The sequence below is a fragment of the Sphingomonas faeni genome (genome assembly GCF_003053745.1).
GTDB lineage: Bacteria > Pseudomonadota > Alphaproteobacteria > Sphingomonadales > Sphingomonadaceae > Sphingomonas > Sphingomonas faeni.
Map to the genome: position 1 here is coordinate 1 of NZ_QAYE01000018.1, position 21,198 is coordinate 21,198.

The following is a 21,198-nucleotide window of genomic DNA, read 5'->3' on the forward strand; positions in this document are numbered from 1 at the left end:
AACCAGAACAACGCCATCTACCGCCTCCATCGTCACACGCTCTGTGAATCAGGAAGCCCTCTTCAAATCAATAGCCTGATTGGGTTTGAGCCCTAAGAAAACCGGTCGTTCGTGATGCAAAATCAAGGTTCTTGCATCAGGAAAGTGTGCAAGTAATTTACCCTCAAGCTATTCTTCGTAGTAGTCTAGTTGCACCCGTGACCGAGTGGCGTCGGCAACAAGGGACACTCGCCCTCCGTGTGAAAATGTAGGTGGGTTATTGACCGCGAAAGCCACAGAGACTGGAAAGTCCGGACCAATTTTTGGGCCACCGGAGAATGAGTAGCTTCCACCACGATCCGGCTGAGGTTTGAAATGCCAACCCCTTGTGAGCACAGGAAAGTCAGCCGGGTTTACTTGGAATACGCAGGTTGTGAGCACGTCGGTCATGCCCCAGGATTCGCATTCGGCATTTGCGAGAGAAGCGGGTGCACGATCAAGATGCAGCAATCCGGCGATGATCTGCCTCGGACGGGTTTGGTAATAAACTACCGCGCCGTAGATCACTCCTAGAAGGAGGATGATTGCCACAAAGCCACGGATGATATTATTACGGCCAATCGTCATCGGGATTACCTACATTGCCTAACTTTTTCCAACCAGGACATTCCCGAAATGGATCCCTCGCGAGAAAGCCGGATCGGACACGAACGCCCAATTGCGGACATTGGCGACTGATGGGTATAGTCCGAAATATGAGCGCGACAGATGACTTCGCTTGGCTAATGCAGTGGTATGTTTCGCAGTGCGATGAGGACTGGGAACACCAGTACGGAGTAACGATCGACACGCTCGACAACCCAGGGTGGAGCCTGAAAGTCGATCTTGATGGTACTCCGTTGGAAGGTCTAGCCTTTTTGCCTTTGTATGAGGGCGTTTCAGCTGAGGTGCAGCCTGGGCAAGGACTGGACGGCGACGTGCCCTGGCTGATCTGCCGCGTCGAAGGCTCCAAGTTTAAAGGCTGGGGCGGCCCTCGCGACCTTGCGCGGCTAATTTCGACCTTTCGTCATTGGGCCGAGGATGCAATTCCGCGCTAGACGAATGTCTGCTTTCCTTCCCAACCCGGACATTCCCGAAACTCGATCCCTTTTGCGAAGGCTGTGCCCGGCCTGCCGGCGCTAAGCGTATATCTGGGTCCGTTCTATGTACTGACCCCAAGTAGGGGCTCAGCGCTCGAGGTCGCCGCGATCGATCTGCCGAACTGGGGGCGTTATCGTCGGCGTCGGGTTCGTTCGCCGCTTCGACAGTTCGAGGTTGATGCCATCGGCGACGGCCGTCAGTCGATTAAGCGCCGACGCGCCCGGTTCGTGGTTGATTGTGATTTGGCCGCTGGTGACGTTCGCCAGGCGCTCGGTGAGCGCCGAAACAGTACCTTCGCGAGCAACCCAGTCGCGCATGTTCGTCGCGCGGTCCAGCTCGGCTGCGGGCTCCTTCTTCCGTAGGACGGCGAGCCGTATGTCTTCGACGTTCCGCTCTGCCTGCTTTTGAGCGATCGGCTCGATCGCGACGATCTCGCGCGCCGCTTCCCTTATCGACATGCGCCGGTCGTATGACTCCTGATCGCGACCCCGCTCAAGCGAACGTCGAACGATCTCCTCGAGCGGGTCGGCGTTTTTGTAGCGCTCGATTTGGCTCGCCATCTTGTATTTGAGTTCGTAATCCTCCCGCGTGGTCGCTGCCATCGCGTCCGCCATGGAAACGCCGGGGTTGCGAAGCTGAATCACTGCCATGTCACGCGCAATGTAGAGGGCGTCGCGCGATTCAGCTGTGACATTCGTCGTGCCCCAATCAAGCTTGTGGCCATTCTCGCGCGCCAGTTGCTCGGTGAAGGTCCGGAGCGTGCGACTGTTGCCCTCTCTGAACGGATGGAGGTAGTCGAGGCGCGCATAGGTTTGTGCGACGGCCTCGGACATCTCCATCATGTCATAGCCTTTTAGCGCTTTCCCAGCGTCTAGGACCGCGAGCGTCGGTCCGAGATTGCGGTCGATCTCGGGCCAGAGCGCATAAGGTACGAGGACGCGGTCGCTCGACGCCTCCAGCTCGCGGTTCTTGAAGTGGCCCGGAGCGTCTGGCCGGAACTCGCCTGGGCGATGTTCCGGCAAATCCTGGAAGATCCGGCGATGCACTTCCTGGAGATGGGCCACATCGAACTGGCCTTTTACAGGATCGTGTTGAAGCTCCCGAACCCGCGCAAAGGTAAGTGCGGCTTCGCGCTGGCTTATCAAGCCGCGCGAACAGTATCTGACGCGAGGATCGCGGCGGTCAACTCGTCGCTGGTGATCTCGCCCGCGACGTAGCGCGCGTTGAGGTTCTCGATCTCGTCCGAGAGGATTCCACTCTCGTAGCGAACACTGCCTCGAGCGAAGTTTACCTCGCTCAGCCGGCGCGCGCGTTCTGCCTCGCTGATCGCCGGCGTGGATGATGTGATGGGCGTTGCGACGTTCATCGGGCGATCCTTTCGAGAGAGCCTTCATAGCATAAAGCCGTGCTCGATACGACAAACAGCGTGCAGCCTCACCTCTGACAATGCTGGCGGCCGTTGGCCGGGGGCGTTCGTGGCACCGCCTTTGTCGGTGCGCAGGGAGGGGGTGCATCCCCCCTCTGGGCAAGGGCTAGACTGTCTTCCTGCAAGTGCTCCGCTCACCCGATCGATAACCCATGCATGTTAAATTGGCGTGGGGTTTATCTACAAGCCTTTGACGCTGATCTAATCAGTTTCCAAAATGTCCGATCGAACGACGGCTGCCCTTGCTTGTGTGACGATCCATACGGAAACGACGGCAAACCTAAGCGTTCGGCATCAGGATTGTTTGGAGACATACAATGGCAGACGACAAGAGCAAGACCGACGGCCGTGATCGGAGTCGTGTCTCGGGAAGCGAACCTTACGAGGTCGAGTATTTTTCGCAAAAGCATGGGCTTAGCGCGCAACAGGCACGTGACCTGATCGCCGAGGTTGGCAACGACCGCGAGAGGCTCGACGCGGCAGCAGGAAAGCTAATTGGTGAGCGCGGCAAAGCCTAAGAGCTTCTGCTCGGCGCTTCCGCACCAATCTGAGTTACATCGAACGACGACTGCGCTTGTAGGCCACGGCAGTGCCCAAAGCCTGTCGGCGGACTTTTTTCAACTCACAGTTAAGTCTCTCCCGTCGTTCGGCCAATCAGGAGGCGGAACGCTTCCGTCGGACGGCCTTCAGTTTGATCCAGACAGGGGCGTGGTCGCTGGTCTTCTCCCACCCTCTGACGTGATGATCGACCTGCGCGTCCGCCAGTCGCGCGGCCGCAGGGGCGTTCAGGAGAAGATGATCGAGCCTTAGCCCGGCATTGCGACCATACGCGTTCCTGAAGTAGTCCCAGAACGTGTAGATCGTTTCGTCGGGATGCTTTGCCCGTAGCGCATCCAGCCAACCCTGATCGATCAAACGAAAGAACGCGGCTCGGACTTCTGGCGCAAACAGCGCGTCTTTGATCCACCGTTCCGGCTTGTAGACGTCCATCTCGGTCGGCATCACATTGTAGTCGCCGGCCAGCACGACCGGCGCATCGGTGTCGAACAGCGTGGCCGCATGAGCAATCAGGCGCTCCATCCAGGCGAGCTTGTAGTCGAACTTCGGGCCCGGCCGCGGGTTGCCATTGGGCAGATAGAAGCCTGCGACCAGAATGCCGCCAACAGCCGCTTCGAGATAGCGGCTCTGCAAATCATCCGGGTCACCCGGCAACCCGCGCCGCGTCTCGACGGGTTCTGCGCCGCGAGCAAGAATGGCAACGCCGTTCCAGCTCTTCTGACCCTGCCAGATCGCGCCATAACCAGCCGCCTCGATCGCGCTCAAAGGGAACTTCTCGTCCGGCGCCTTCAGTTCCTGCAGGCAGACGACGTCGGGCTGTGCTTCCTCCAGCCAGCGCAGAAGCACCGGCAGGCGACCGTTGATGCCATTCACGTTGTAGGTTGCGATCTTCATCGGGTCACCAAGCGAACAGAGACGATCATAGGTCGGGCAAAATTTGGTCAGCGCGTCCCCAACCGACCAGATCCTTGGACGCCGCGCGTTTCAACAGCGCACCCGCATCGCCGATATGCCAGCCCGATGCGCGGTCGAGTTTAGCGAGCTCTTCCCACGTGATGGGCACGGCAACGGGCGCGCCCTCGCGAGCACGAGCACTGTACGGCATGACTGCCGTCGCCCCCCGCTGATTGCGCAGATAGTCGATGAAGATGCGTCCGGTTCGCTTCGCCTTGGCAAGGGCTGCGGTAAATCGATCGGGTTCGGACTGGGCCAGGACAAGTGCCAAGCGGTGTGCGAAATCCTTCACAGCCGGCCACTCGGCCTGCGGTGTCAGCGGCGCGATGACGTGGACACCCTTTCCGCCCGTCACCATTGGAAAGGTCTCAAGGCCCATCTGGGCCAGCACGTCGCGAACATGAAGGGCCGCGGAAATGACGTCCTTGAAATCGAGGCCTTCATCAGGATCGAGATCGAACACCAGCCGGTCGGCCTTCTCGACGTCTTCGATCCGCGCACCCCAGCCGTGGAACTCGATCGTCCCCATTTGGACGCACGTGACGAGACCCTCAGCGTCGTCGACGAACAGATAGGGTTCGTCGTGTCCGTCCTTCTCGGCGATCCCGACATGGTGGACATGATCGCCGAAGCTGCCGGCGTCATGCTTTTGGAAAAAGCACTTCTTCCCCCGGCCCTGCGGACAGCGGACCAAGCTTATCGGGCGACTCCCGCACCAGGGCAGCATGATGCCGGACACAGCCTGGTAATAGTCGGCGAGCTGGCCTTTGGTAATTGCGGACTCGGGAAAGATCACTCGTTCCCGGTTCGTCACTCGGACGACGGACGGCTCGGGTGCCTCGAGCTTGGCAACGGGCGCAGGCTTCTCGACGACGACCGCCTCCGGTTTCTTGTCCTGACGCAAACCCAGATAGCTGGAGTGGCGCAATACCCCGTCGCTCGTCACTTCCATGAACGCCACTTCGGCCACCAGCTGCGGCTTGATCCAGCGTGCGCCGCGTACGGCTGCGCGTGGTGCGGTGACGGTCGGCTTCGTGACGGCCAGCGGCGTCATCAGATCCATCAGCTTGTCGATCTCCTCGCCCGTATACCCTGTTCCGACCTTGCCGGCATAGCGGAGATGACCGTCCTCGTTGACGCCCAAGAGGAGCGACTTGAACCCTCGCTGCTTGTCGGACGGCAACCAGCCGACGATGACGAACTCCTGTCTCTGGATACACTTCGTCTTCAGCCAGCTGCCGGACCGCGAGCCGACATAGCGCGCGTCCGCGCGCTTCGAGATGACACCCTCGAGGCCTTCGGCACAAAACGTGTCGAACAGCTCCTCGCCGCGGCCGGCGATGTGATCCGAGTAGCGGATTCGGTCGGTGCCGCCCGCGAGCAGCGACGCTAGCTTTGCCTTGCGCTCCAACAGCGGTTGTCCGGTCAGATCCTCACCGTCGAGCGCCAGCAGGTCAAACGCGTAGTACAGGATCGCGTCCGGGTCTCCTTTGAGCGCAGCCTGCAACGCCTGAAAGTCGGTTTTGCCGTTGGCATCGACGATCACTGCCTCGCCATCGATGAGAGCCGACGACGCATCCAGATCCGCGGCGTCGGCAACGATGCCGGCAAACTTCTCCGTCCAGTCCAGTCCGGACCGGGTATAGGCACGCCCCGTACCGCCACCGACCGCCACCAGCGTTCGATACCCATCATATTTCATCTCATGCAGCCAGGCGTTGCCGGCGGGCACATGATCGACAAGCGTCGCGAGTTGGACAGGTTGGAATGGCGGGGGCGAGCCTGCTCTTTTACGGCTTGTCACTCGTGATCTCGCAGCTTTCGTTGCAGGCTTGGCGGCAGGCGTTGCTGGCGCACCCGGCTTGCCTTGCTCGCCTGCGGCGATCTGTTCCATAGTCAGGCCGCTGACGACGGCGGTGAGGTATGTTCCGACAAGGTCTTCCGATCCGCCAATCTCGTCGTCGGTGACCTTGCGCAGGATCCAGTTCTCGCCCTTCTCTTTCCCGCGCGGCTTTAGCCTGAAGAGCATCCATTCGCCTTTGAGGCGATGCCCATGCAGGAAGAAGTGGAGATGTCCCTCAGGCAGCGTCTTGCTCGGGTCCTTGCCAGCGAGCGGCTCCCACGTTCCCGTGTCCCACAGCATCATGGTCCCGCCGCCATATTCGGACTTCGGGATCGTGCCTTCGAACGTGGCGTACTCGACGGGGTGGTCTTCGGTACGAACTGCCAGACGTTTGTCGTCGGGATTGATGCTGGGTCCACGCGTGACGGCCCAGCTCTTGAGAACGCCGTCGAGTTCGAGCCGCAAGTCATAGTGCAGGCGAGACGCGGCATGCTTCTGCACGGCGAAGCGATTGCCTCCCGCCTTGGCGATCCGACCCTCGGGCTCGGCGGTTCTGGCGAAATCCCGCTTCTCCCGGTATTTCGCCAGGGCATCGCTGGAGGAGGAACCGGTCATGGCGCTATGCGCAATTCAGCAGGGCGAAGCTCATGCTCCAGCTGATCCATGGTGCACGCCTGAGGTGCCTTATCGGGACGCCAGCGCAGGATGCGCGTACCGTGCCGGAACCGATCACCCGTCACCTGATCGTACAGGACTTCGACGACGAGCTCTGGCCGCAGGGGGACCCACCCACTCTCACGACCGTCGTTCCAGCGACTGGGACCGCCGGGAGCTTTACCCGTGAAGCCCGGGGCTTCGATCAACGGCTCGAGCTTCGCGGTAAGCGCCGCGCGGTCGGCCGCGGCTATACCTGAGGTGAAGCCGACATGATTGAGCTTGCCGTTATCATCGTAAAGCCCAAGCAGGAGCGAGGCAACGTCGCTACCCTCCTTCACCCGTCTGAAGCCGCCTACGACGCAATCCGCGCTCCGATGTTGCTTCACCTTCAGCATGGCGCGTTCCCCGCCACGATAAGGCTCGTCCAGCCGTTTCGCGACGACGCCGTCCAGCGCCCCGCCGCTCGTCGCCAGCCAGGCCGCAGCGTCGTCGATCTCGTCGCTACAGGGCGACAGCAGCAGACCAGCGCGGGCATGTCGCGCATGGAACGACTCCAATGCTTTCCGGCGAGCCGAGAGCGGCGCATTGATTAGGTCGGCATCATCGACGCCGAGGCAATCGAACAGCATCAGCTGCGCAGGCGTCTCTTTCGCCAAGCGATCTATCCGGCTTTGCGCCGGATGCAGCCGTGCCTGAAGCGCATCGAACGAGAGGATGTCCGCGATGGGTAGGATGATCTCGCCATCGAGCACGAAACGCTCCTGCGGGACCGAAGCGACAAGCGCGACTATCTCGGGAAAGTAGCGACCGAGCGGTTTTCCCGATTTGGAAAGGATGTCGACGGCCTCGCCATCACGGAAGACCAGCGCTCTGAAACCGTCCCATTTGGGCTCATATTGCCAGCCCGGTTCGACCGGCAGCTCATTTACGAGCTTGGCTTCCATTGGCGAAGGCCGGTCTGCGACCATCAGTTCTGGCCCGGGGCGCAGCACGCACAGTGTTTGGGAGCCAGTCGTTTTGCCTTTGCTGCCTCGCAACGTCGTTCCTGCCGACTTGGCAGCGGAGCAACGCCAACCGAACTGGGAAAACCGTTAAGCTCAATCGATTTGATCACGGCATCTTTGAACATAAGATCACTCCAGACGGCTTTCAGTTATAAAGCCCCCCAGTCGCCATCTGTTCCTGCTACTTCGACGCGGGGATCGGTAGTCCTGATCAGAACAGCAAACCTGTGCCCCCTGCCCCTGACAAGGGACGTAATCGCTGGCCTGGTAGGGGCGGATTCAATGCTCGTTGGAGTGCCGGTCTTCGACCGGCGTGTAGTAGCGCGCTATATCCGCTTCGGTGAGCGCATGACCGCTCGATTCTTTGACAAGCGCGGCGATTTCGCCATCGGTCCTGCCAGCGTCGCGCAGCTGCTCGATCTCGTCGCTTACCATGTTGATGAAGGCGGGCACCGGGAACCGTTCCTCGCCCAGGCCTAGTGCGTCGCGCATGTGCTTTTGCGCACGCAGGGCTTCGGGAAGCGTGAATGCGATATCGTCGGCCATCGAATGTGCCTTTCATGAAAAGCTGGAAACTGGTCGGGGGGCATCGGCCCCCCGACACTGAAACGCTTATGCGGTAACTGCTTCCGCCTTTGCGTTCACGCTCGACGTTGCCATCGCCGTCAGCTTGTCGTCGGTCGCATATTCCTCGTCGAGCGTCTCTTTCAGGATCGCTGCGATATCGGCGCGGCCGAGCTGGTTCGCCCAGGCGATCAGCGTGCCGTACCGCGTGATCTCGTAATGCTCGACCGCCTGTGCCGACGCGATCAGCGCAGCGTCGAGCACGGCCTTGTCCTCGATCTCGCCAGCAACTTCGTTGGCTTCCCTGATGATGCCGTCGATCGCCGGACAGGTCACTGCCTTTGCCTTCTCGCCGAGCAGGTCGAAGATGCTCTCAAGGCGTGTGATCTGCCCTTCCGTCTCACGCAGATGGGTTTCGAAACCTTGCTTCAGGGCTGGTGCCGTCGCCTTATCGGCCATCTTCGGCAAGGCCTTGGTGATCTGGTTTTCCGCGTAATACACGTCCTGCAGCTGATGCAGGAACAGGTCGTCGAACGTCACGATGTCTTTGGAAAACAGGCCCATGATAGTGTCCTCGCTGAGCGGATAGCCGCAAAGCAACCTGCTCCGGCAACGCCGCAACGCACCGACTCAGGGGTAAGTTTCGTTCGGTTTAGCGCCGCCTCAGCGCCCTATAGATTGGCCTGCTCGTCGACTGGTAGCTCAGCGTCGGGACCATAATAGAGCTTGGCGCAGTCGTCGCGAAGGCACCCTCCCTCAATGACGATGTCATCGCGGTAGGCGTCGCCGATGAACGCGAGCGTGTCGACGTGCTGCGCTTCGAAATACATCTTATGAACATCATCGCGGCCCGCCCCGTAAACGACGCGGCCGACCTTCGACCAGATCGACGCCATCGTGCACATGCCGCAGGGCTGCAGCGTGGAGTAGAGCGTCGCACCGCGCAGTTCCAACTCCCCCGTGCTTTCACACGCCCGTCGGATTGCCATCATCTCGGCATGCGCGGTCGCGTCCGGCAATTCCTTCGTCTGGTTGCGCTCGCCCGCGATAACCTTGCCATCGAGCACGATCACGCACCCCAGCGGCGACGTTGAGGGATCGGAACCCTTCGATCGCGCGATCGCGATCGCTTCGCGCATCCAACGTTCGTCATCCTGCGTCATCGTCTCGGCTCCCTGTCACCGTCGCACAACGCGTAGCGGACACAATGGATCGTTCAGCGCAGTCGTGTTTGCTTGCCGAGGATGGCCGAACGCTACCGTTCCTTGCTGCGGGTTGCGAAGACAGGCTCTCAGACGGTCATCTTGCAGGGTCATAGGGTTTGTGCAGGCGGACGATATCGTCATACGATTCGCGCAGCCAGGTATCGATGTCTGCCGGATCCAGAATCGTGATGATGGCTTTCGGGCGTATCGGCGCACCAGCATGTTGGGATCGCACATGACGCGGCGTACGCCGGGCCGCCTAGCCTTACGTTGCCATAGAAACGATCGAAGCAGCCCCCCATCTAACGGCTCATGACCAATAGCATTCTTCATCTCGGGCTGATGGAAGACGGCGAAATTGAGCTCGATCTGGCTGCGCTCGAACTCGCAGCGCTCGATCACCCCGGCGTCGATCTCGACGAATATCTCGACGAGCTTACGGACATGGAAATTGCTTTGCGCGGTGCAGACGGCGACGCAGTAAGCAGCGTCGCGCAGGCTCAGGCCCTGAGCAGCGTAATGGTTGAAGAGTTCGGGTTCTCTGGCGACCGGACGCACTACGACGACCCTCAGAATGCGGACCTGATCGCGGTCGTTGATCGACGGCTCGGTCTGCCGATCAGCCTTTCGATCCTTTATGTGGCGATCGCTCGCCGCCTGGGTTGGTCGGCGATGCCGCTCAATACCCCCGGCCACGTCCTGGTGCGCCTTGGCGACGCGTCGGATGCGCTGATCATCGATCCCTTCAACGATGGTCGCATCGTCGCCCCTGAACAGGTGGAAGCCTTGTTGGAGCAAATGACGGGCCAGGCCCGGTTTTCCGACGGGATGCTGCCCCTGTCGAACCGGTCGGCGCTCGTCCGCCTGCTGCTCAACCAGGCGACCCGTGCCGAGCAGGCCGGGGATCCCGCACGCGCGCTGGTCCTGTACGACCGTATGACGATCGTGGCGCCTACGCATGCCCATGGTTGGTGGGAGCGCGCCAGACTTCAACTGGTCGCAGGTGATGTGGCCGGCGCCCGCAGCAGCCTCAGTGCGATGCTGGAGATCACCCGGGACGACGATCTGCGCCTGCAGGTATCGGCAGCGCTCGATGCCCTTCCCCGGCCAACGCCGTCATGAATATTGCGGTGGATCAACCCTTGCCGTGATGCCTTATTCTAAGCGCGTCCATCGGCGCTCATGCCAGGCCCGGGACTGAACCGCGTCTCCGAACCGCCAGAACCGGGTCTCGCGTGTGTGGGGACCTGCGCGGACGAGCGTCCAGCACTCACCCGCCGGCAGCTCCACGACGCGGTGAATGTGCGCAGCGTCGACATGGTAGGTTTCGCCAGGGATGCGGTGAACCAGTTCGCTGTGCCAACCGCCGTTTGGATCCAGGTGGAACACCTCTTCGACATAGCCGCCATCAAGGATCTCGGTGTGAAAGCTCCAGGGGTGATCATGCGGGGTCGCATGCGGCTCTTCCATCTTGAACCGGTGCAGTGCGCGTCCGTCATCCAGATGGTATTTGGTAAAAGCCCGCGACATTCGCTCAACGCTGACGATCCGCGTGCCTTCGGGAACGCGAGCAATGGCTGCGCGCGGTAATCGCATACTCACGGTTCGGTTACCTCTTCATAACAGCCAGCGCGCCTCAGTTGCCGGACAATCCCATTGAACGCCGCGGTCACGCCCTGTGCCCTGCCGATCTCGTTCTCTTGGGCTGCGGCATCCCAGTAGAGTGCGAGTGGCCAGCGTTCCGGGCAGTGCGGCAGCAGGCAGCGCAGCGCCAACCGGATCTCGACGACATCGACGCGCGCGTCACTGCAGCGAGCCACACCGCCCCGCAAGATATGCACCGACAGCGCGATGACAACGCGTTGATGACGGACGAGCTTGGCCATTAATGGAAGTCGTGAGATTTGAACTTCATGACAGCTTCCGGATCCATGCCGTCCGCATGGGGCGGCCAGTAAGAGTTGCGAGGGGCAGGGCTCCAGCCCTTGTCGCCACGATCGGGGGAGCCGGCATGCTTGGCACCGTCGCCGCGGCCGGTCCGGTGCGGGAAGGACATCTCGCCGACCCGGTGCAGCAGATCGCCGTGGTCGATGATCCGGTCGCAGATGACGTGGATGACCTCGCCTTCCTTCTGCACCCTGCCCTTCATGCCGATCATCGACGCGGACATGACGGTGCGGCGCTGCCGTTCGAACCGATCGGGCCACAGGATGCCGTTGGCGATTCCCGTCTCGTCCTCGATCGTGATGAACAGCACGCCCTTGGCAGACCCCGGCTTCTGGCGAACGAGGATGATGCCGGCGACTTCGACATGCCGTCCGTCGCGGATGGTCGCGAGATCCGCGCATTTGGTCACGCCACGCCTGGCCAGCTCGTCACGGACGAAGGTCAGCGGATGCGCGCGCAACGAGAGCTGCAGCGCGCGGTAGTCCTCGATCACCTCACGACCGTCGGTCAGTGGGCGCAGTTCGACATCCGGCTCAATCCCTTCCGCGCTGACGGCCTGGTCCGCGCGATCGGCTGCAGCGAACAGCGGCAAGGGCGCTTCGCCAAGCCCCCTCACCTTCCACAAGCCCTGCCGACGATCGGCGCCGAAACTGTGAAAGGCATCGCCGTCGGCGAGCTTCTCGATCGCGGCGCGCTGGACACCCGATCGCCGCCACACGTCTTCCACGCTCTCGAACGCGGTCAGCTCGCGCGCGCCGACGATCTTGGCGCCGTCCGCGTTGGACAGGCCGCGGATCTGCCGGAGCCCCAATCGTACGGCGAGGTACCGCCCGCCATACGGCTCCAGCGTGCAATCCCAGCGGCTCGTGTTGACGCAAGGGGGGCGAACCACGACGCCATGCTCACGCGCATCGCGCACGATCTGGGCGGGCGCGTAGAACCCCATCGGCTGCGCGTTCATGAGGCTCGCGCAGAACACGTCGGGATGATGATGCTTCATCCACGACGATGCGTAGGAGATCTTGGCGAACGAGGCCGCGTGGCTCTCGGGGAAGCCGTAAGAGCCAAAGCCCTCGAGCTGCCGGAAGGTGCGCTCGGCAAACTCACGCGGGTAGCCACGCTCGACCATGCCCCCGATGAGCTTTTCGCTGAAATGCGACACGCCGCCTGTGAATTTGAACGTCGCCATGGCGCGGCGCAGCTGATCGGCTTCGGCCGGCGTGAACCCGGCACCGACGATCGCGACCTTCATCGCCTGTTCCTGGAACAGCGGCACGCCGAGCGTCTTCTCCAGCACCGCGCGCAACTCGGGCCGTGGGTATTCCGGCTTCTCCAGCCCTTCGCGTCTGCGCAGATACGGATGGACCATGTCACCCTGGATCGGTCCCGGCCGTACGATCGCAACCTGGATGACGAGATCATAGAACCGCCGCGGTTTCATGCGCGGCAGCATGCTCATCTGCGCGCGGCTTTCGATCTGGAAGGTGCCGAGCGTGTCGGCCTTCGAGATCATCGCATAGACGTCGGGATCATCGTCCTGCAGATCGGCCAAACCGACCCGCAGCCCCTTGTCCGCCTCGAGCATGTTGAAGGCGCGGTTCATGCAGCCGAGCATGCCGAGACCCAGCACGTCGACCTTCATGAACTTCAGCGCATCGATGTCGTCCTTGTCCCATTCGATGATCTGCCGATCTTCCATCGCAGCGGGTTCGATCGGGACGAGATCGTCGAGACGGTCATGGGTGAGGACGAAGCCGCCCGGATGCTGGCTCATATGGCGCGGTACACCGATGAGCTTGCGGGCAAGCTCGAGCGTGAGGCGCAGGCGGCGATCGCCGATGTCGAGGTTCAGCTCGTTGACCTGCTTTTCGCCGACGCCTTCGGCCGACCAGCCCCACACCTGCCCGGCTAACGACGAGGTCAGGTCCTCGGGCAAGCCGAGTGCCTTGCCGACGTCGCGCACCGCACCGCGCGCCCGGTAGCGTGTGACGACCGCGGTCAACGCCGAGTGGTTGCGGCCATAGGTCTCGTAGATCCACTGGATGATCTCTTCGCGGCGCTCATGCTCGAAGTCGACGTCGATATCGGGTGGCTCGCGGCGTTCGCCACTGACGAAGCGCTCGAACAGCAACTCATGCTTGATCGGGTCGATCGAGGTGACGCCGAGCACGAAGCAGACGCAGGAATTGGCGGCCGAGCCACGGCCCTGGCACAGGATCCCGCGCCGGCGGGCCTCGCGGACGATCGCGTAGACGGTCAGGAAATACGGCGCATAGCCAAGCTCGCCGATCAGCCGCATCTCATGCGCGATCTGCTCGGTATAGGCAGCCGGCACCGTACCGTTGAACATTACGTCGACGGCGTCTTCCGCCAGTTTCTGCAGCGCCTCTTGCGCGGTCAGCCCGTCGATCAGCCGCTCATGCGGATACTGATAGGCCAGCTCGCCCAGATCAAAGGTGCACAGACGGGCGATATCGGTGCTGGCACGCAGCGCATCGGGATACGCCTTGAACCGCCGGACCATCTCGTCGGGGGATTTGAGCGCACGGTCGGCGTTGACTTCGCGCCGGTAGCCAAGCTCGTCGACGGTGCATTTCTCACGCACGGCCGTCACGACGTCCTGCAGCAGCCGTGCTTCGGGCGCGTGATAGAGGACATCACCCGTCACCACCGCGCGAACGCCAGCGCCACCTGCCTGCCGTGCCAGCGCGTCGATCCGCACGGCATCGTCCGGCCGGCGCCGCTGGAACAATGCCATATACCCGCGTCGGCCATAGAGTGTCTTCAGGTCGGCGAGCGCTGTCAGATTATCCTCGTCCGGCTCAACCGGCAGCAGGATGGCGATCATGCCCTCCGACCAGGGCTCGAGGTCATGCCAGTGGAGGAGGCATCCCCCCTTCCCCGCCCGCTTCTTGCCCACTGTCAGCAGGCGCGTCAGGCGCGACCAGGCGGGGCGGTTGGTCGGGTAGAGCAGCAACTGCCGGCCACAGGATAGATTGACGCGTGTGCCGGCGATCGAGCGAACGCCCGTCGCCTTCTGCGCTTCCCATGCGCGCACCACACCCGCGACCGTGCCGATGTCGCTGACCCCGATCGACGGATAGCCGAGCAGCGCGGCAGCTGCGAACAGCTCCTCGGGGCTCGATGCACCGCGCAGCAGCGAGAAGTGCGTGAGGACCTGGAGTTCGACATAGTCGGTCATGCGAACACGCCGTGCATCCACCAGCTGAGATCGCCAGTATCCTCGACGAACCCGTCGCCACGCCGGAACACCCAGTAGCGACCGCCCGCGTCATCCTCGACGCGGTAATAGTCGCGCACCGCCCATACTTCCGCGTCGCGGCGCCACCACTCACCATGGATCCGTTCGGGGCCGTCGCCGGCAACCACCTTGTGCGGTCGACCGCGCCACTCGAACCGCCGAGGCGGCTGGTCGGGCATCAGCGCTATGACGCCCCATAGCGGTTCGGGCCTCGCCAGCAGGCGCGTCGGTCGTCGCCATTTCGGCCAGCCCGCGGGCGCTACCACCGGGTCGGCGCGCATGACGGCGCGCTCGGGCACGTGGCTTTCAACAGGGGCAATCCGGAACACGGCGTCGGCGCCGATACGGCCGGCAACGACGTCGACGAGACGGGCCGGATCGCGCACGAGAACCTCACCGGCGAGAACCGCGCCGAGATCGACCGCGTCGAGTGGCTCTGTGTGCGGTGCCGCCAGATAGAATTGCTCCAGCCCCAGGCCCGGATCGATCCGTTCGATCCTGAGCTTCATAAGCCGCAACAGGTGCGAGACCTCGCGCGTCGGGCGTGAGGTACCCACCGCTACGATCTGCTCGGTGCCATCGACGCGTAGGCCACCGAGGCGCAGCGACCGGACGCCTAGCCCCTTCGCGCGCAGCAGCTCGGCCATGTCGCCGAGCAGATCCTCCATGACCTGCGCGATCGCGTCTGCGGTGACGATCGGTTCGAGCAGCCGGCGCTCGACGATCGGCATGACCTCGTCGGTGCGCGGCGTGATGGGTTCGGCGACCGCGCCGAGTGCCTGATCGAGCCGCGTGATTGCGGCCAGCCCAAGCCGGCGTGCCAAGGGCCCGCGGGCAACTGGTAGGAGATCGGCGACGCGTTCGAAGCCGAACTTGCGGGCGGCAACGAGCGCGGTGCCTGCTAGGCGCAAGGCCGCGATCGGTAGGCCGCTAAGCGCGTCGACCGTCCGCCCTGTGGGCACGATCGCGATGTCGGCAGGCCCGAACCGGGCAATAGCGTGTGCCGCGCCCGGTGTGTCTGCAACCGCCACGCGCGCGGTGAACCCGGCACGCTGGCAAAACGCGCGCAGACGCCGGCAGAACCGTTCTTCCCCGCCATGGAGATGCGCGCAGCCGGTCAGGTCGAGCCACAGCCCGTCGGGCGGTGTGGCGGCGGCGATCGGCGACCAGCGGCGCACCGCGCGTAGCGCGAGCTGATCCAGCATCGCGGCATCCGCCTCCGTCTCGGACGGTCGGATATCGAGATCGGACACCAGCGCACGCGCATGGGTCGCGGCCATCCCGATCGTGATCCCCAATGCGGCCGCGCCATCGCAGGCGGCCACCACCTCTTCGCGCCGACCGACCTTGCCCACCAGCGCGAGCGGCGCCCTGTGAAACGCGGCAACGGTCGCCGCGACCCTGTCGTGACTGTCGGCTTGCGCAAACCCATGAAACGGATGGTTCGCCGCCTCCGATCGTCGGCCAAGTTCACGCATGGGTGGTTTCGCATGCGCGGGCAGCGCTGCGATCTCACCTTCCACATCCTGCCTGGTTGGCATGTCGGCACGAGCCCAGCGCGCACCCGGCCGCCACCCGCCGCCCCGCGGTACCGAACACGCACCGGGATCGTCGTCGACGGGAAGCTGAAGGGCTGGCCGCTCAGGCGGACGCGTAGCGTGCCGGTCCAGCCGTCTCAGCCGCTCGATGGCCAAGTGCGGCAGGAACAGCGAGACAACCCGTCTCATCGCAGCCCTCCAAAATCATCGAAAATGCTTCGCCGCCACGCTGCCGTGCGACCTCGACCTGCCACCGCGATCGGCCGACGCCGGCAACGCCCAGGCGCTCGGACGACGCACTGGCGATCCGCCAGCGCGTCCAGGCCGCAGACGGCTCGGCGAGCGGATCCTGGTCGCGATTACGTCTGCGTCGCAGGATGAGAACGGGAATGTCGGCGTCGGCCGCGACCAGTTGCAGGCGCCGGGTCGCCACCATCGACATCCGGCTAACCTCGGCGATCACCGCCGACGGCGTTCCATCGCGCACCGCGTCTTCGACGACGGCCAGCAAGGCTGCATCGTCACGGGGTTGTGCATGGATCAGGTCGGCAGGCGATAGCCCCGCCTGCTCCAAGCCCGGCGCATAGAGATCGTTGCGACAGCTCACCCACAGCACCGGTCCGCCTGTATGCGCCGCTTCTCGCGCGGCGATGCCTGCGAGGAACAGCGTTGCTGCGGCATCGTCGACCATCGAACAGCTTTGTGCGGCGACCTCGTGCACTGCGCCGGCGCGAAGGCCTCTGCTCGCGAGGCGATCGTCGAGCGCAGGGATACCGAACGGCATGATGCGGTGATCCACCACCGGCGTTGCGATTGTCCGCAGGTGGGCGATGGTTGTCGGCAGGGACTCGAGGGCGGTGATCATGATGTCTAGACTCTACCTGTTCTCTTTATGTTCCGTTACCAAGAACGTTTGGTCAAGCGTCAGACTCGAGACTCATGTGGATAAGGTTCCAGCTACGGACGCTGCGAAGCGCGTTTGGCTATGTGTCGCGGAGGCGGGCTATCGGACCTGCGCGTATGCGAACGACTGTCGTCGGGCATGCGATCAAGTGTGCGGGATCCAGACCTTTTCCTCGCGGTGTCGAACCTTCGTCAGCCGTGCCTTATCGCCGAGCTAGCCAAGGGATGAGTTTGGCTCCGACATCCCGCCAAGTGCATGAAATGCAACCGGATTAGCCAGTTTTGCATTCGCCATTGCCCGGCCTGCCGGATACCAAGGTGACGCCTTTCAGGCATCCTCTCCTAAAAACTTCCCGGGTCGCTTTTGGCGGCCCCTTTTTTTGCCCGGACGCAGCCGGCACAGCGTTTCCGGTGCTCCGAGCTACCGGACGTTCGCGTATAGCGATCGGCTGTCATCGAGCATGCTGATGGTGTCGGGGTGATCCAGTCCGCCCCCCGCATCGGATATGGGCCGTAGAACAGATCGCCGAGCGCACGCCGGTAATGTGCGTTCATCCAACGTCGACGACGATGCTCAGGGCCATCGTACATCATGTGGCAGCGCTGGCAGAGCGCTGCCAGCTGGTAAAGCGCGCTGTCACTGGGGGCATGATTGAGATGCGCGCAGGCCAGCACCACCGGTGTCCATTTGCCTGAATCGAGGATGTTCTCGGTCGGTCGGCGAACACGTCTGCCGTCGCCATTACGCCAATACGACCGGCCTTTGTCCTACCAGCGTCCGTCGCCCATGTGGAAGACCCGTTGCCCGTGTGGGCGCCCGCAATGTTCGCAGCGTCCGCCTGCGCGCACGAAGCGGACCAGATGCGATAGCTGGGGCCAATCGATCGGGTACAGGAAGACATGTTCGGGGCGGATCGGCATCGGTGCCGTCCACCAACATCATCGCCACCCGTATGTCTAGCGACGTTCTGGTCCTTTGATGTTCTTGCTATGTCCTACAGGCGAACATTCGTGCATCCGACCGTTAGCTGAGTCGAAACGGATCGAATGCGATGGGCTATTCAGGAACACACTGGCCGGAAGGGTTGAACGACGAGGAGGCGCTGCAGCGTCTGCAAACTCTATGTCTGGGCGCTTGCGATGGCATTCAGGATCTGGCGGACGACACGCGCTACAAGGCGCTGCGCCGGGCGCTGCTTGGCCGAACCGACCTGCGGCCGTTGGCGCCAGCTTTCGTCGCGGCGCAGCCCAGCCTCGAGGCATTCGTACGTCATGCGAGAGAGACCAAGGATCGCACTCTGCGGCGTGAAATGGTCCGTGAGCAGTTCAAGGCGCTCTGGGACGAGGTTCGCGGACCGGATGCCGTCAGTTCGGCAACGTGGACCGGGCGCCCTTCCCTACGCGAGCATGCCGCTGTCATTCAGGCACTAGCGCCTGTTGCCCTGGAAGCCGTGCAACGGCTGATCGACGATGAGGAACTCGCTTGCGACAATGGTGGGCCGGTCGATGCCGATCGCGCGGTAGCGCTGCAGCAGCTGAAGGCGCTGCATCGTGCGATGGGTGATCTGATCGCGGCAGTCGATCAAGGTCGATCGCTCGAGCCGGTGTTCGAACGGCTTCGGCTTGTCCGCCAGGAGGCGAAAGTCGCGATCGGTAAGGCAACGGCCGCGCTGCCGGTCACCACGTCGGCGCTAATCGCGTTCGGCAGCGTCGTTGGTATTGTGGAGTTTTTCGTCGGCAATGTTGTCGTTGCGGTCGCGGCCGGGGGAATCGCAGGCAATACGCTCAAGGACGCGATGCTCAAAACGCCCCTATAACAATTCAATATAGCCCTCCCTCTTCTCTCTCCTCGGCGCCTTCCTTCTGGGCCTCCTCGAGATCGTCTGAGTTTTGTGCGCCGCGCGACGGCTTATCTTCAAGGCTATCTTCCGGACCATTATTGCTATCCGGCAGTTCGTTGACGTCGGTTTCAAAACCCGGTTCTTCGTCCTGTGGAACGGCCATAACTAATCTCCTTCGGCGCATGTAACGATCCGAGAAGGCACACGGTTGCTATTGCCTGCCACGCGGTAACGATGCTTTGATAAAGCACGCTGCAGGACCCGGTCTCGGACGCACACGCGACATTCTACGCATCCCCACATCAGACGCTCGTTCATTTTACGCGTTCGGCCCTGCAAGCGTAGCTAGGAGGAGCAAATGCCACTCGCTGGTGCCCATCCGTCTTGAAGAGAATCCATATTTGCAGATGCTGAGGGGCGCAGAGGATACGACGCGGTATAACGGCAGAATTTGGAACGGAAGCAATCGTTTAGCGCTTGGGGTTGTGATCATTCCGGGAGCTATGACGATGACCGATACCACGCGACGCACTTTCGTGACGGGGGCAGCTATTACCGCTGGTGCCATCGCTGCGACCGCCGCAAACGCCGCAACACAGAGTGGGGGCAGTAGCGCCGCGACGACACCAGCAGCCGCAGCCTATCCTAAGCCCCCCTACCCTGTACAACGGCAGCCCTGGCCCGGTCTTGCGTCAAAGATGACACCGCGCCCCGATCACGGCGAGAAAAGCTACAAGGGTTCCGGCAAGCTGACAGGCAAGAAGGCCCTTATAACCGGCGGAGATAGCGGCATTGGTCGCGCCGCGGCGATTGCGTACGCGCGAGAGGGCGCGGACGTTGCGATCAACTATTTGCCGGCCGAAGAACCGGACGCTCGCGAAGTCATTGCGTTGATCCGGGCCGAGGGTCGCAAGGCCATCGCGATCCCTGGTGATCTACGTGACGAGCGCTTTTGCCGCCGGCTGGTGCAGCAAGCGAGCGAACAGCTTGGCGGGCTCGATATCCTGGTCAACAATGCGGCCCGTCAGCAGACTCGTCCCGGTATCGCCGATATCTCGAGCCAGGACTTCGACGATACGATGAAGACCAACGTCTATGCACCGTTCTGGCTGACGAAGGCGGCACTCGAACGGATGAGTGCGGGCGCGGTGATCGTCAACACGTCCTCCGAGCAGGCGGGCAATCCTTCACCCGACATCGTCGACTATGCGCTAACGCGTGCCGCGGTGCTGAACTTCACCAAGAGCATGGCCAAGCAGCTTGCCAGTCGCGGTATCCGCGTGAATGCAGTTGCCCCCCGGTCCGTTCTGGACTCCGTTGCAGGTCAGCGGCGGGGCGACGCCCGAGAAGTTGCGCAGCTTTGGTGGAGACTCGCCGATGGCGAGAGCAGGCCAGCCAGCTGAGATTGCGGCGCTTTACGTCGCCGCAGCCGATCCGTCCCTGAGCTATTCGACGGGTCAGATTTTCGGTTCAACCGGCGGAAATGGGCAACCGGCGTAACGTTCGAAAACGCGGGTATTCCGTACCGGGGCGAACATTGCCTGCTCGGATACTGGCAGACCTGACCGAAGAAAGTACATTTTCGGTCTAAGCATGAGAATTTGACCGGTACAATGTTCAAGGCCAGCGGGCTTTTTTGCCCGCTGGCCTTGAACCTTAGATTTGAGCCAAGCGGCACGAGAGCGCCGGTCTCAGCATTGGCAAACAGGATATCGAGCTTGCCGCGCTCCTGCTTCACTGTATCGAACAGCCTATCGAGATCGTCGGCATCGGTGACTGATCCTTCCACCGCACGCGCGCCAACGCAGATGGTGGCCAATGCCGCGTCCGGTTTCTCCTGTCTCCGGCCGAAGATGTAGACGAACGCGCCTTCCCCGCTTCATACGTTCAACGGGCTGGGCGAACGTGGTGGTCCGAGAACGAAGTTCGTCGCGAGATTTCCAACCCGGACTAGCCTCATGGCTGTGTTGTCTTGGCCACACAACGTCGGCAAAGCCCAAACGGGTTAAAGAAGCGTTACCGGATCCGGCGTTCGCGGCTAGAGTCGGATCATGGCACAGAAGCTTATTTGGGTTCCTACTCCGAGAGTCGAACCGGGGTTTCAAGGCCGGTGGGGCTTGCGTTCGCAGGACGGTAGGTGGGTCGCTGTAGCGTATGCTAGCGAAGCAGAGGCAAAGATCGCAGCGACTGCAATGACAGTCCCTCAGCCGAAGGCACGGTCAGACAACGATAACATACCAGCACACCTTTCTTACGTGTCATGATGCCGCAACGGAACTGACCTAGGCGCTGCGCTCTGTAATTGGAGTCACGCGCGTGGTCAGCCTATCCCCCCTGATGCCAGACGAACTGGTTTACTGCGTCGCCAGCGGCTCCC

At 62.3% G+C, this 21,198-nt stretch carries 20 protein-coding genes; 5 read left to right on the forward strand and 15 right to left on the reverse strand.

Annotation, left to right across the window (positions count from 1 at the left end; all coding sequences use genetic code 11):
• Positions 1-168 precede the first annotated feature (168 nt).
• Entirely contained in the window at positions 169-606 is a 438-nt protein-coding gene (locus tag C8J25_RS20500; RefSeq protein WP_146173422.1) for a hypothetical protein, read from the reverse strand.
• Between the two features lie 128 nt (positions 607-734).
• On the opposite strand from C8J25_RS20500, the gene C8J25_RS19305 reads away from it, so the two are divergent.
• Complete coding sequence (locus C8J25_RS19305; RefSeq protein ID WP_107955975.1) at positions 735-1,076, forward strand: immunity 53 family protein; 342 nt, start codon at positions 735-737, stop codon at positions 1,074-1,076.
• A 129-nt stretch (positions 1,077-1,205) separates the two neighbouring features.
• Here the strand turns inward: C8J25_RS19305 and C8J25_RS19310 are convergent, their stop codons facing one another.
• Together C8J25_RS19310 and C8J25_RS19315 are read right to left on the reverse strand one after the other, a co-directional pair.
• Positions 1,206-2,264 (reverse strand): Fic family protein, encoded by a 1,059-nt coding sequence (locus C8J25_RS19310; protein ID WP_107955976.1) that lies wholly within the window; start codon positions 2,262-2,264, stop codon positions 1,206-1,208.
• Positions 2,261-2,485: an antitoxin VbhA family protein gene (locus C8J25_RS19315; protein WP_107955977.1), complete on the reverse strand. Its 225-nt coding sequence runs from the start codon at positions 2,483-2,485 to the stop codon at positions 2,261-2,263. Before C8J25_RS19315 ends, C8J25_RS19310 begins: the two co-directional genes overlap by 4 nt.
• A gap of 377 nt (positions 2,486-2,862) precedes the next feature.
• On the opposite strand from C8J25_RS19315, the gene C8J25_RS19320 reads away from it, so the two are divergent.
• Positions 2,863-3,063, forward strand: coding sequence for a DUF3606 domain-containing protein (locus tag C8J25_RS19320; protein WP_107955978.1), 201 nt, complete (start codon positions 2,863-2,865; stop codon positions 3,061-3,063).
• 136 nt (positions 3,064-3,199) lie between these two features.
• Here the strand turns inward: C8J25_RS19320 and xth are convergent, their stop codons facing one another.
• The 6 genes from xth to C8J25_RS19350 form a co-directional block, all read right to left on the reverse strand.
• Positions 3,200-3,997, reverse strand: coding sequence for an exodeoxyribonuclease III (xth, locus tag C8J25_RS19325; RefSeq protein ID WP_107955979.1), 798 nt, complete (start codon positions 3,995-3,997; stop codon positions 3,200-3,202).
• A 25-nt stretch (positions 3,998-4,022) separates the two neighbouring features.
• Positions 4,023-6,515: a DNA ligase D gene (ligD, locus tag C8J25_RS19330; protein WP_107955980.1), complete on the reverse strand. Its 2,493-nt coding sequence runs from the start codon at positions 6,513-6,515 to the stop codon at positions 4,023-4,025.
• A complete protein-coding gene (locus C8J25_RS19335; RefSeq protein WP_107955981.1) occupies positions 6,512-7,525 on the reverse strand; it encodes an ATP-dependent DNA ligase in 1,014 nt (337 codons plus the stop codon). The genes ligD and C8J25_RS19335 overlap by 4 nt, the downstream gene beginning before the upstream one ends.
• 315 nt (positions 7,526-7,840) lie before the next feature.
• On the reverse strand, positions 7,841-8,107 hold the full coding sequence (locus C8J25_RS19340) for a hypothetical protein (RefSeq protein ID WP_107955982.1): 267 nt from the start codon (positions 8,105-8,107) through the stop codon (positions 7,841-7,843).
• A gap of 66 nt (positions 8,108-8,173) precedes the next feature.
• On the reverse strand, positions 8,174-8,689 hold the full coding sequence (locus tag C8J25_RS19345; protein ID WP_107955983.1) for a YciE/YciF ferroxidase family protein: 516 nt from the start codon (positions 8,687-8,689) through the stop codon (positions 8,174-8,176).
• A gap of 107 nt (positions 8,690-8,796) precedes the next feature.
• Positions 8,797-9,288, reverse strand: coding sequence for a nucleoside deaminase (locus tag C8J25_RS19350; RefSeq protein WP_107955984.1), 492 nt, complete (start codon positions 9,286-9,288; stop codon positions 8,797-8,799).
• 354 nt (positions 9,289-9,642) lie between these two features.
• Between C8J25_RS19350 and C8J25_RS19360 the strand changes: the two genes are divergently transcribed.
• The gene (locus C8J25_RS19360) at positions 9,643-10,452 is read left to right on the forward strand and encodes a SirB1 family protein (protein WP_107955985.1); all 810 of its coding nucleotides are present in this window, start codon (positions 9,643-9,645) and stop codon (positions 10,450-10,452) included.
• Positions 10,453-10,485: 33 nt separating this feature from the next.
• Here the strand turns inward: C8J25_RS19360 and C8J25_RS20505 are convergent, their stop codons facing one another.
• Genes C8J25_RS20505 through C8J25_RS19385 form a run of 5 tightly spaced genes read right to left on the reverse strand, consistent with a single transcriptional unit; the run spans position 10,486 to position 16,942 of the window.
• A complete protein-coding gene (locus tag C8J25_RS20505; RefSeq protein WP_146173423.1) occupies positions 10,486-10,926 on the reverse strand; it encodes a hypothetical protein in 441 nt (146 codons plus the stop codon).
• Positions 10,927-10,928: 2 nt separating this feature from the next.
• Positions 10,929-11,216 (reverse strand): hypothetical protein, encoded by a 288-nt coding sequence (locus C8J25_RS19370; RefSeq protein WP_107955987.1) that lies wholly within the window; start codon positions 11,214-11,216, stop codon positions 10,929-10,931.
• Positions 11,216-14,479: an error-prone DNA polymerase gene (locus C8J25_RS19375; protein WP_107955988.1), complete on the reverse strand. Its 3,264-nt coding sequence runs from the start codon at positions 14,477-14,479 to the stop codon at positions 11,216-11,218. The genes C8J25_RS19370 and C8J25_RS19375 overlap by 1 nt, the downstream gene beginning before the upstream one ends.
• Positions 14,476-16,266, reverse strand: coding sequence for a Y-family DNA polymerase (locus tag C8J25_RS19380; RefSeq protein ID WP_341871549.1), 1,791 nt, complete (start codon positions 16,264-16,266; stop codon positions 14,476-14,478). The genes C8J25_RS19375 and C8J25_RS19380 overlap by 4 nt, the downstream gene beginning before the upstream one ends.
• Entirely contained in the window at positions 16,181-16,942 is a 762-nt protein-coding gene (locus C8J25_RS19385; RefSeq protein WP_244187234.1) for an ImuA family protein, read from the reverse strand. Before C8J25_RS19385 ends, C8J25_RS19380 begins: the two co-directional genes overlap by 86 nt.
• A 1,090-nt stretch (positions 16,943-18,032) precedes the next feature.
• Here C8J25_RS19385 and C8J25_RS19395 point away from each other — a divergent pair.
• Complete coding sequence (locus C8J25_RS19395; RefSeq protein WP_146173424.1) at positions 18,033-18,797, forward strand: hypothetical protein; 765 nt, start codon at positions 18,033-18,035, stop codon at positions 18,795-18,797.
• Positions 18,798-18,801: 4 nt separating this feature from the next.
• On the opposite strand, the gene C8J25_RS20510 is transcribed toward C8J25_RS19395, so the two are convergent.
• Positions 18,802-18,984 carry a hypothetical protein gene (locus C8J25_RS20510; RefSeq protein WP_146173425.1) on the reverse strand — a complete coding sequence of 61 codons (183 nt, stop codon included), beginning with the start codon at positions 18,982-18,984 and terminating at the stop codon, positions 18,802-18,804.
• A gap of 346 nt (positions 18,985-19,330) precedes the next feature.
• On the opposite strand from C8J25_RS20510, the gene C8J25_RS19400 reads away from it, so the two are divergent.
• Positions 19,331-20,224: an SDR family oxidoreductase gene (locus tag C8J25_RS19400; protein ID WP_483009884.1), complete on the forward strand. Its 894-nt coding sequence runs from the start codon at positions 19,331-19,333 to the stop codon at positions 20,222-20,224.
• The last annotated feature ends 974 nt before the right edge of the window (positions 20,225-21,198 follow it).

Coding starts and splice junctions, on each gene's coding strand:
- C8J25_RS20500 (WP_146173422.1), bottom strand. CDS start 606: ATGACGATTGGCCGTAATAATATCATCCGTGGCTTTGTGGCAATCATC.
- C8J25_RS19305 (WP_107955975.1), top strand. CDS start 735: ATGAGCGCGACAGATGACTTCGCTTGGCTAATGCAGTGGTATGTTTCG.
- C8J25_RS19315 (WP_107955977.1), bottom strand. CDS start 2,485: ATGAACGTCGCAACGCCCATCACATCATCCACGCCGGCGATCAGCGAG.
- C8J25_RS19320 (WP_107955978.1), top strand. CDS start 2,863: ATGGCAGACGACAAGAGCAAGACCGACGGCCGTGATCGGAGTCGTGTC.
- xth (WP_107955979.1), bottom strand. CDS start 3,997: ATGAAGATCGCAACCTACAACGTGAATGGCATCAACGGTCGCCTGCCG.
- ligD (WP_107955980.1), bottom strand. CDS start 6,515: ATGACCGGTTCCTCCTCCAGCGATGCCCTGGCGAAATACCGGGAGAAG.
- C8J25_RS19335 (WP_107955981.1), bottom strand. CDS start 7,525: ATGGTCGCAGACCGGCCTTCGCCAATGGAAGCCAAGCTCGTAAATGAG.
- C8J25_RS19340 (WP_107955982.1), bottom strand. CDS start 8,107: ATGGCCGACGATATCGCATTCACGCTTCCCGAAGCCCTGCGTGCGCAA.
- C8J25_RS19345 (WP_107955983.1), bottom strand. CDS start 8,689: ATGGGCCTGTTTTCCAAAGACATCGTGACGTTCGACGACCTGTTCCTG.
- C8J25_RS19350 (WP_107955984.1), bottom strand. CDS start 9,288: ATGACGCAGGATGACGAACGTTGGATGCGCGAAGCGATCGCGATCGCG.
- C8J25_RS19360 (WP_107955985.1), top strand. CDS start 9,643: ATGACCAATAGCATTCTTCATCTCGGGCTGATGGAAGACGGCGAAATT.
- C8J25_RS20505 (WP_146173423.1), bottom strand. CDS start 10,926: ATGCGATTACCGCGCGCAGCCATTGCTCGCGTTCCCGAAGGCACGCGG.
- C8J25_RS19370 (WP_107955987.1), bottom strand. CDS start 11,216: ATGGCCAAGCTCGTCCGTCATCAACGCGTTGTCATCGCGCTGTCGGTG.
- C8J25_RS19375 (WP_107955988.1), bottom strand. CDS start 14,479: ATGACCGACTATGTCGAACTCCAGGTCCTCACGCACTTCTCGCTGCTG.
- C8J25_RS19380 (WP_341871549.1), bottom strand. CDS start 16,266: ATGAGACGGGTTGTCTCGCTGTTCCTGCCGCACTTGGCCATCGAGCGG.
- C8J25_RS19385 (WP_244187234.1), bottom strand. CDS start 16,942: ATGATCACCGCCCTCGAGTCCCTGCCGACAACCATCGCCCACCTGCGG.
- C8J25_RS19395 (WP_146173424.1), top strand. CDS start 18,033: ATGGGCTATTCAGGAACACACTGGCCGGAAGGGTTGAACGACGAGGAG.
- C8J25_RS20510 (WP_146173425.1), bottom strand. CDS start 18,984: ATGGCCGTTCCACAGGACGAAGAACCGGGTTTTGAAACCGACGTCAAC.
- C8J25_RS19400 (WP_483009884.1), top strand. CDS start 19,331: ATGACCGATACCACGCGACGCACTTTCGTGACGGGGGCAGCTATTACC.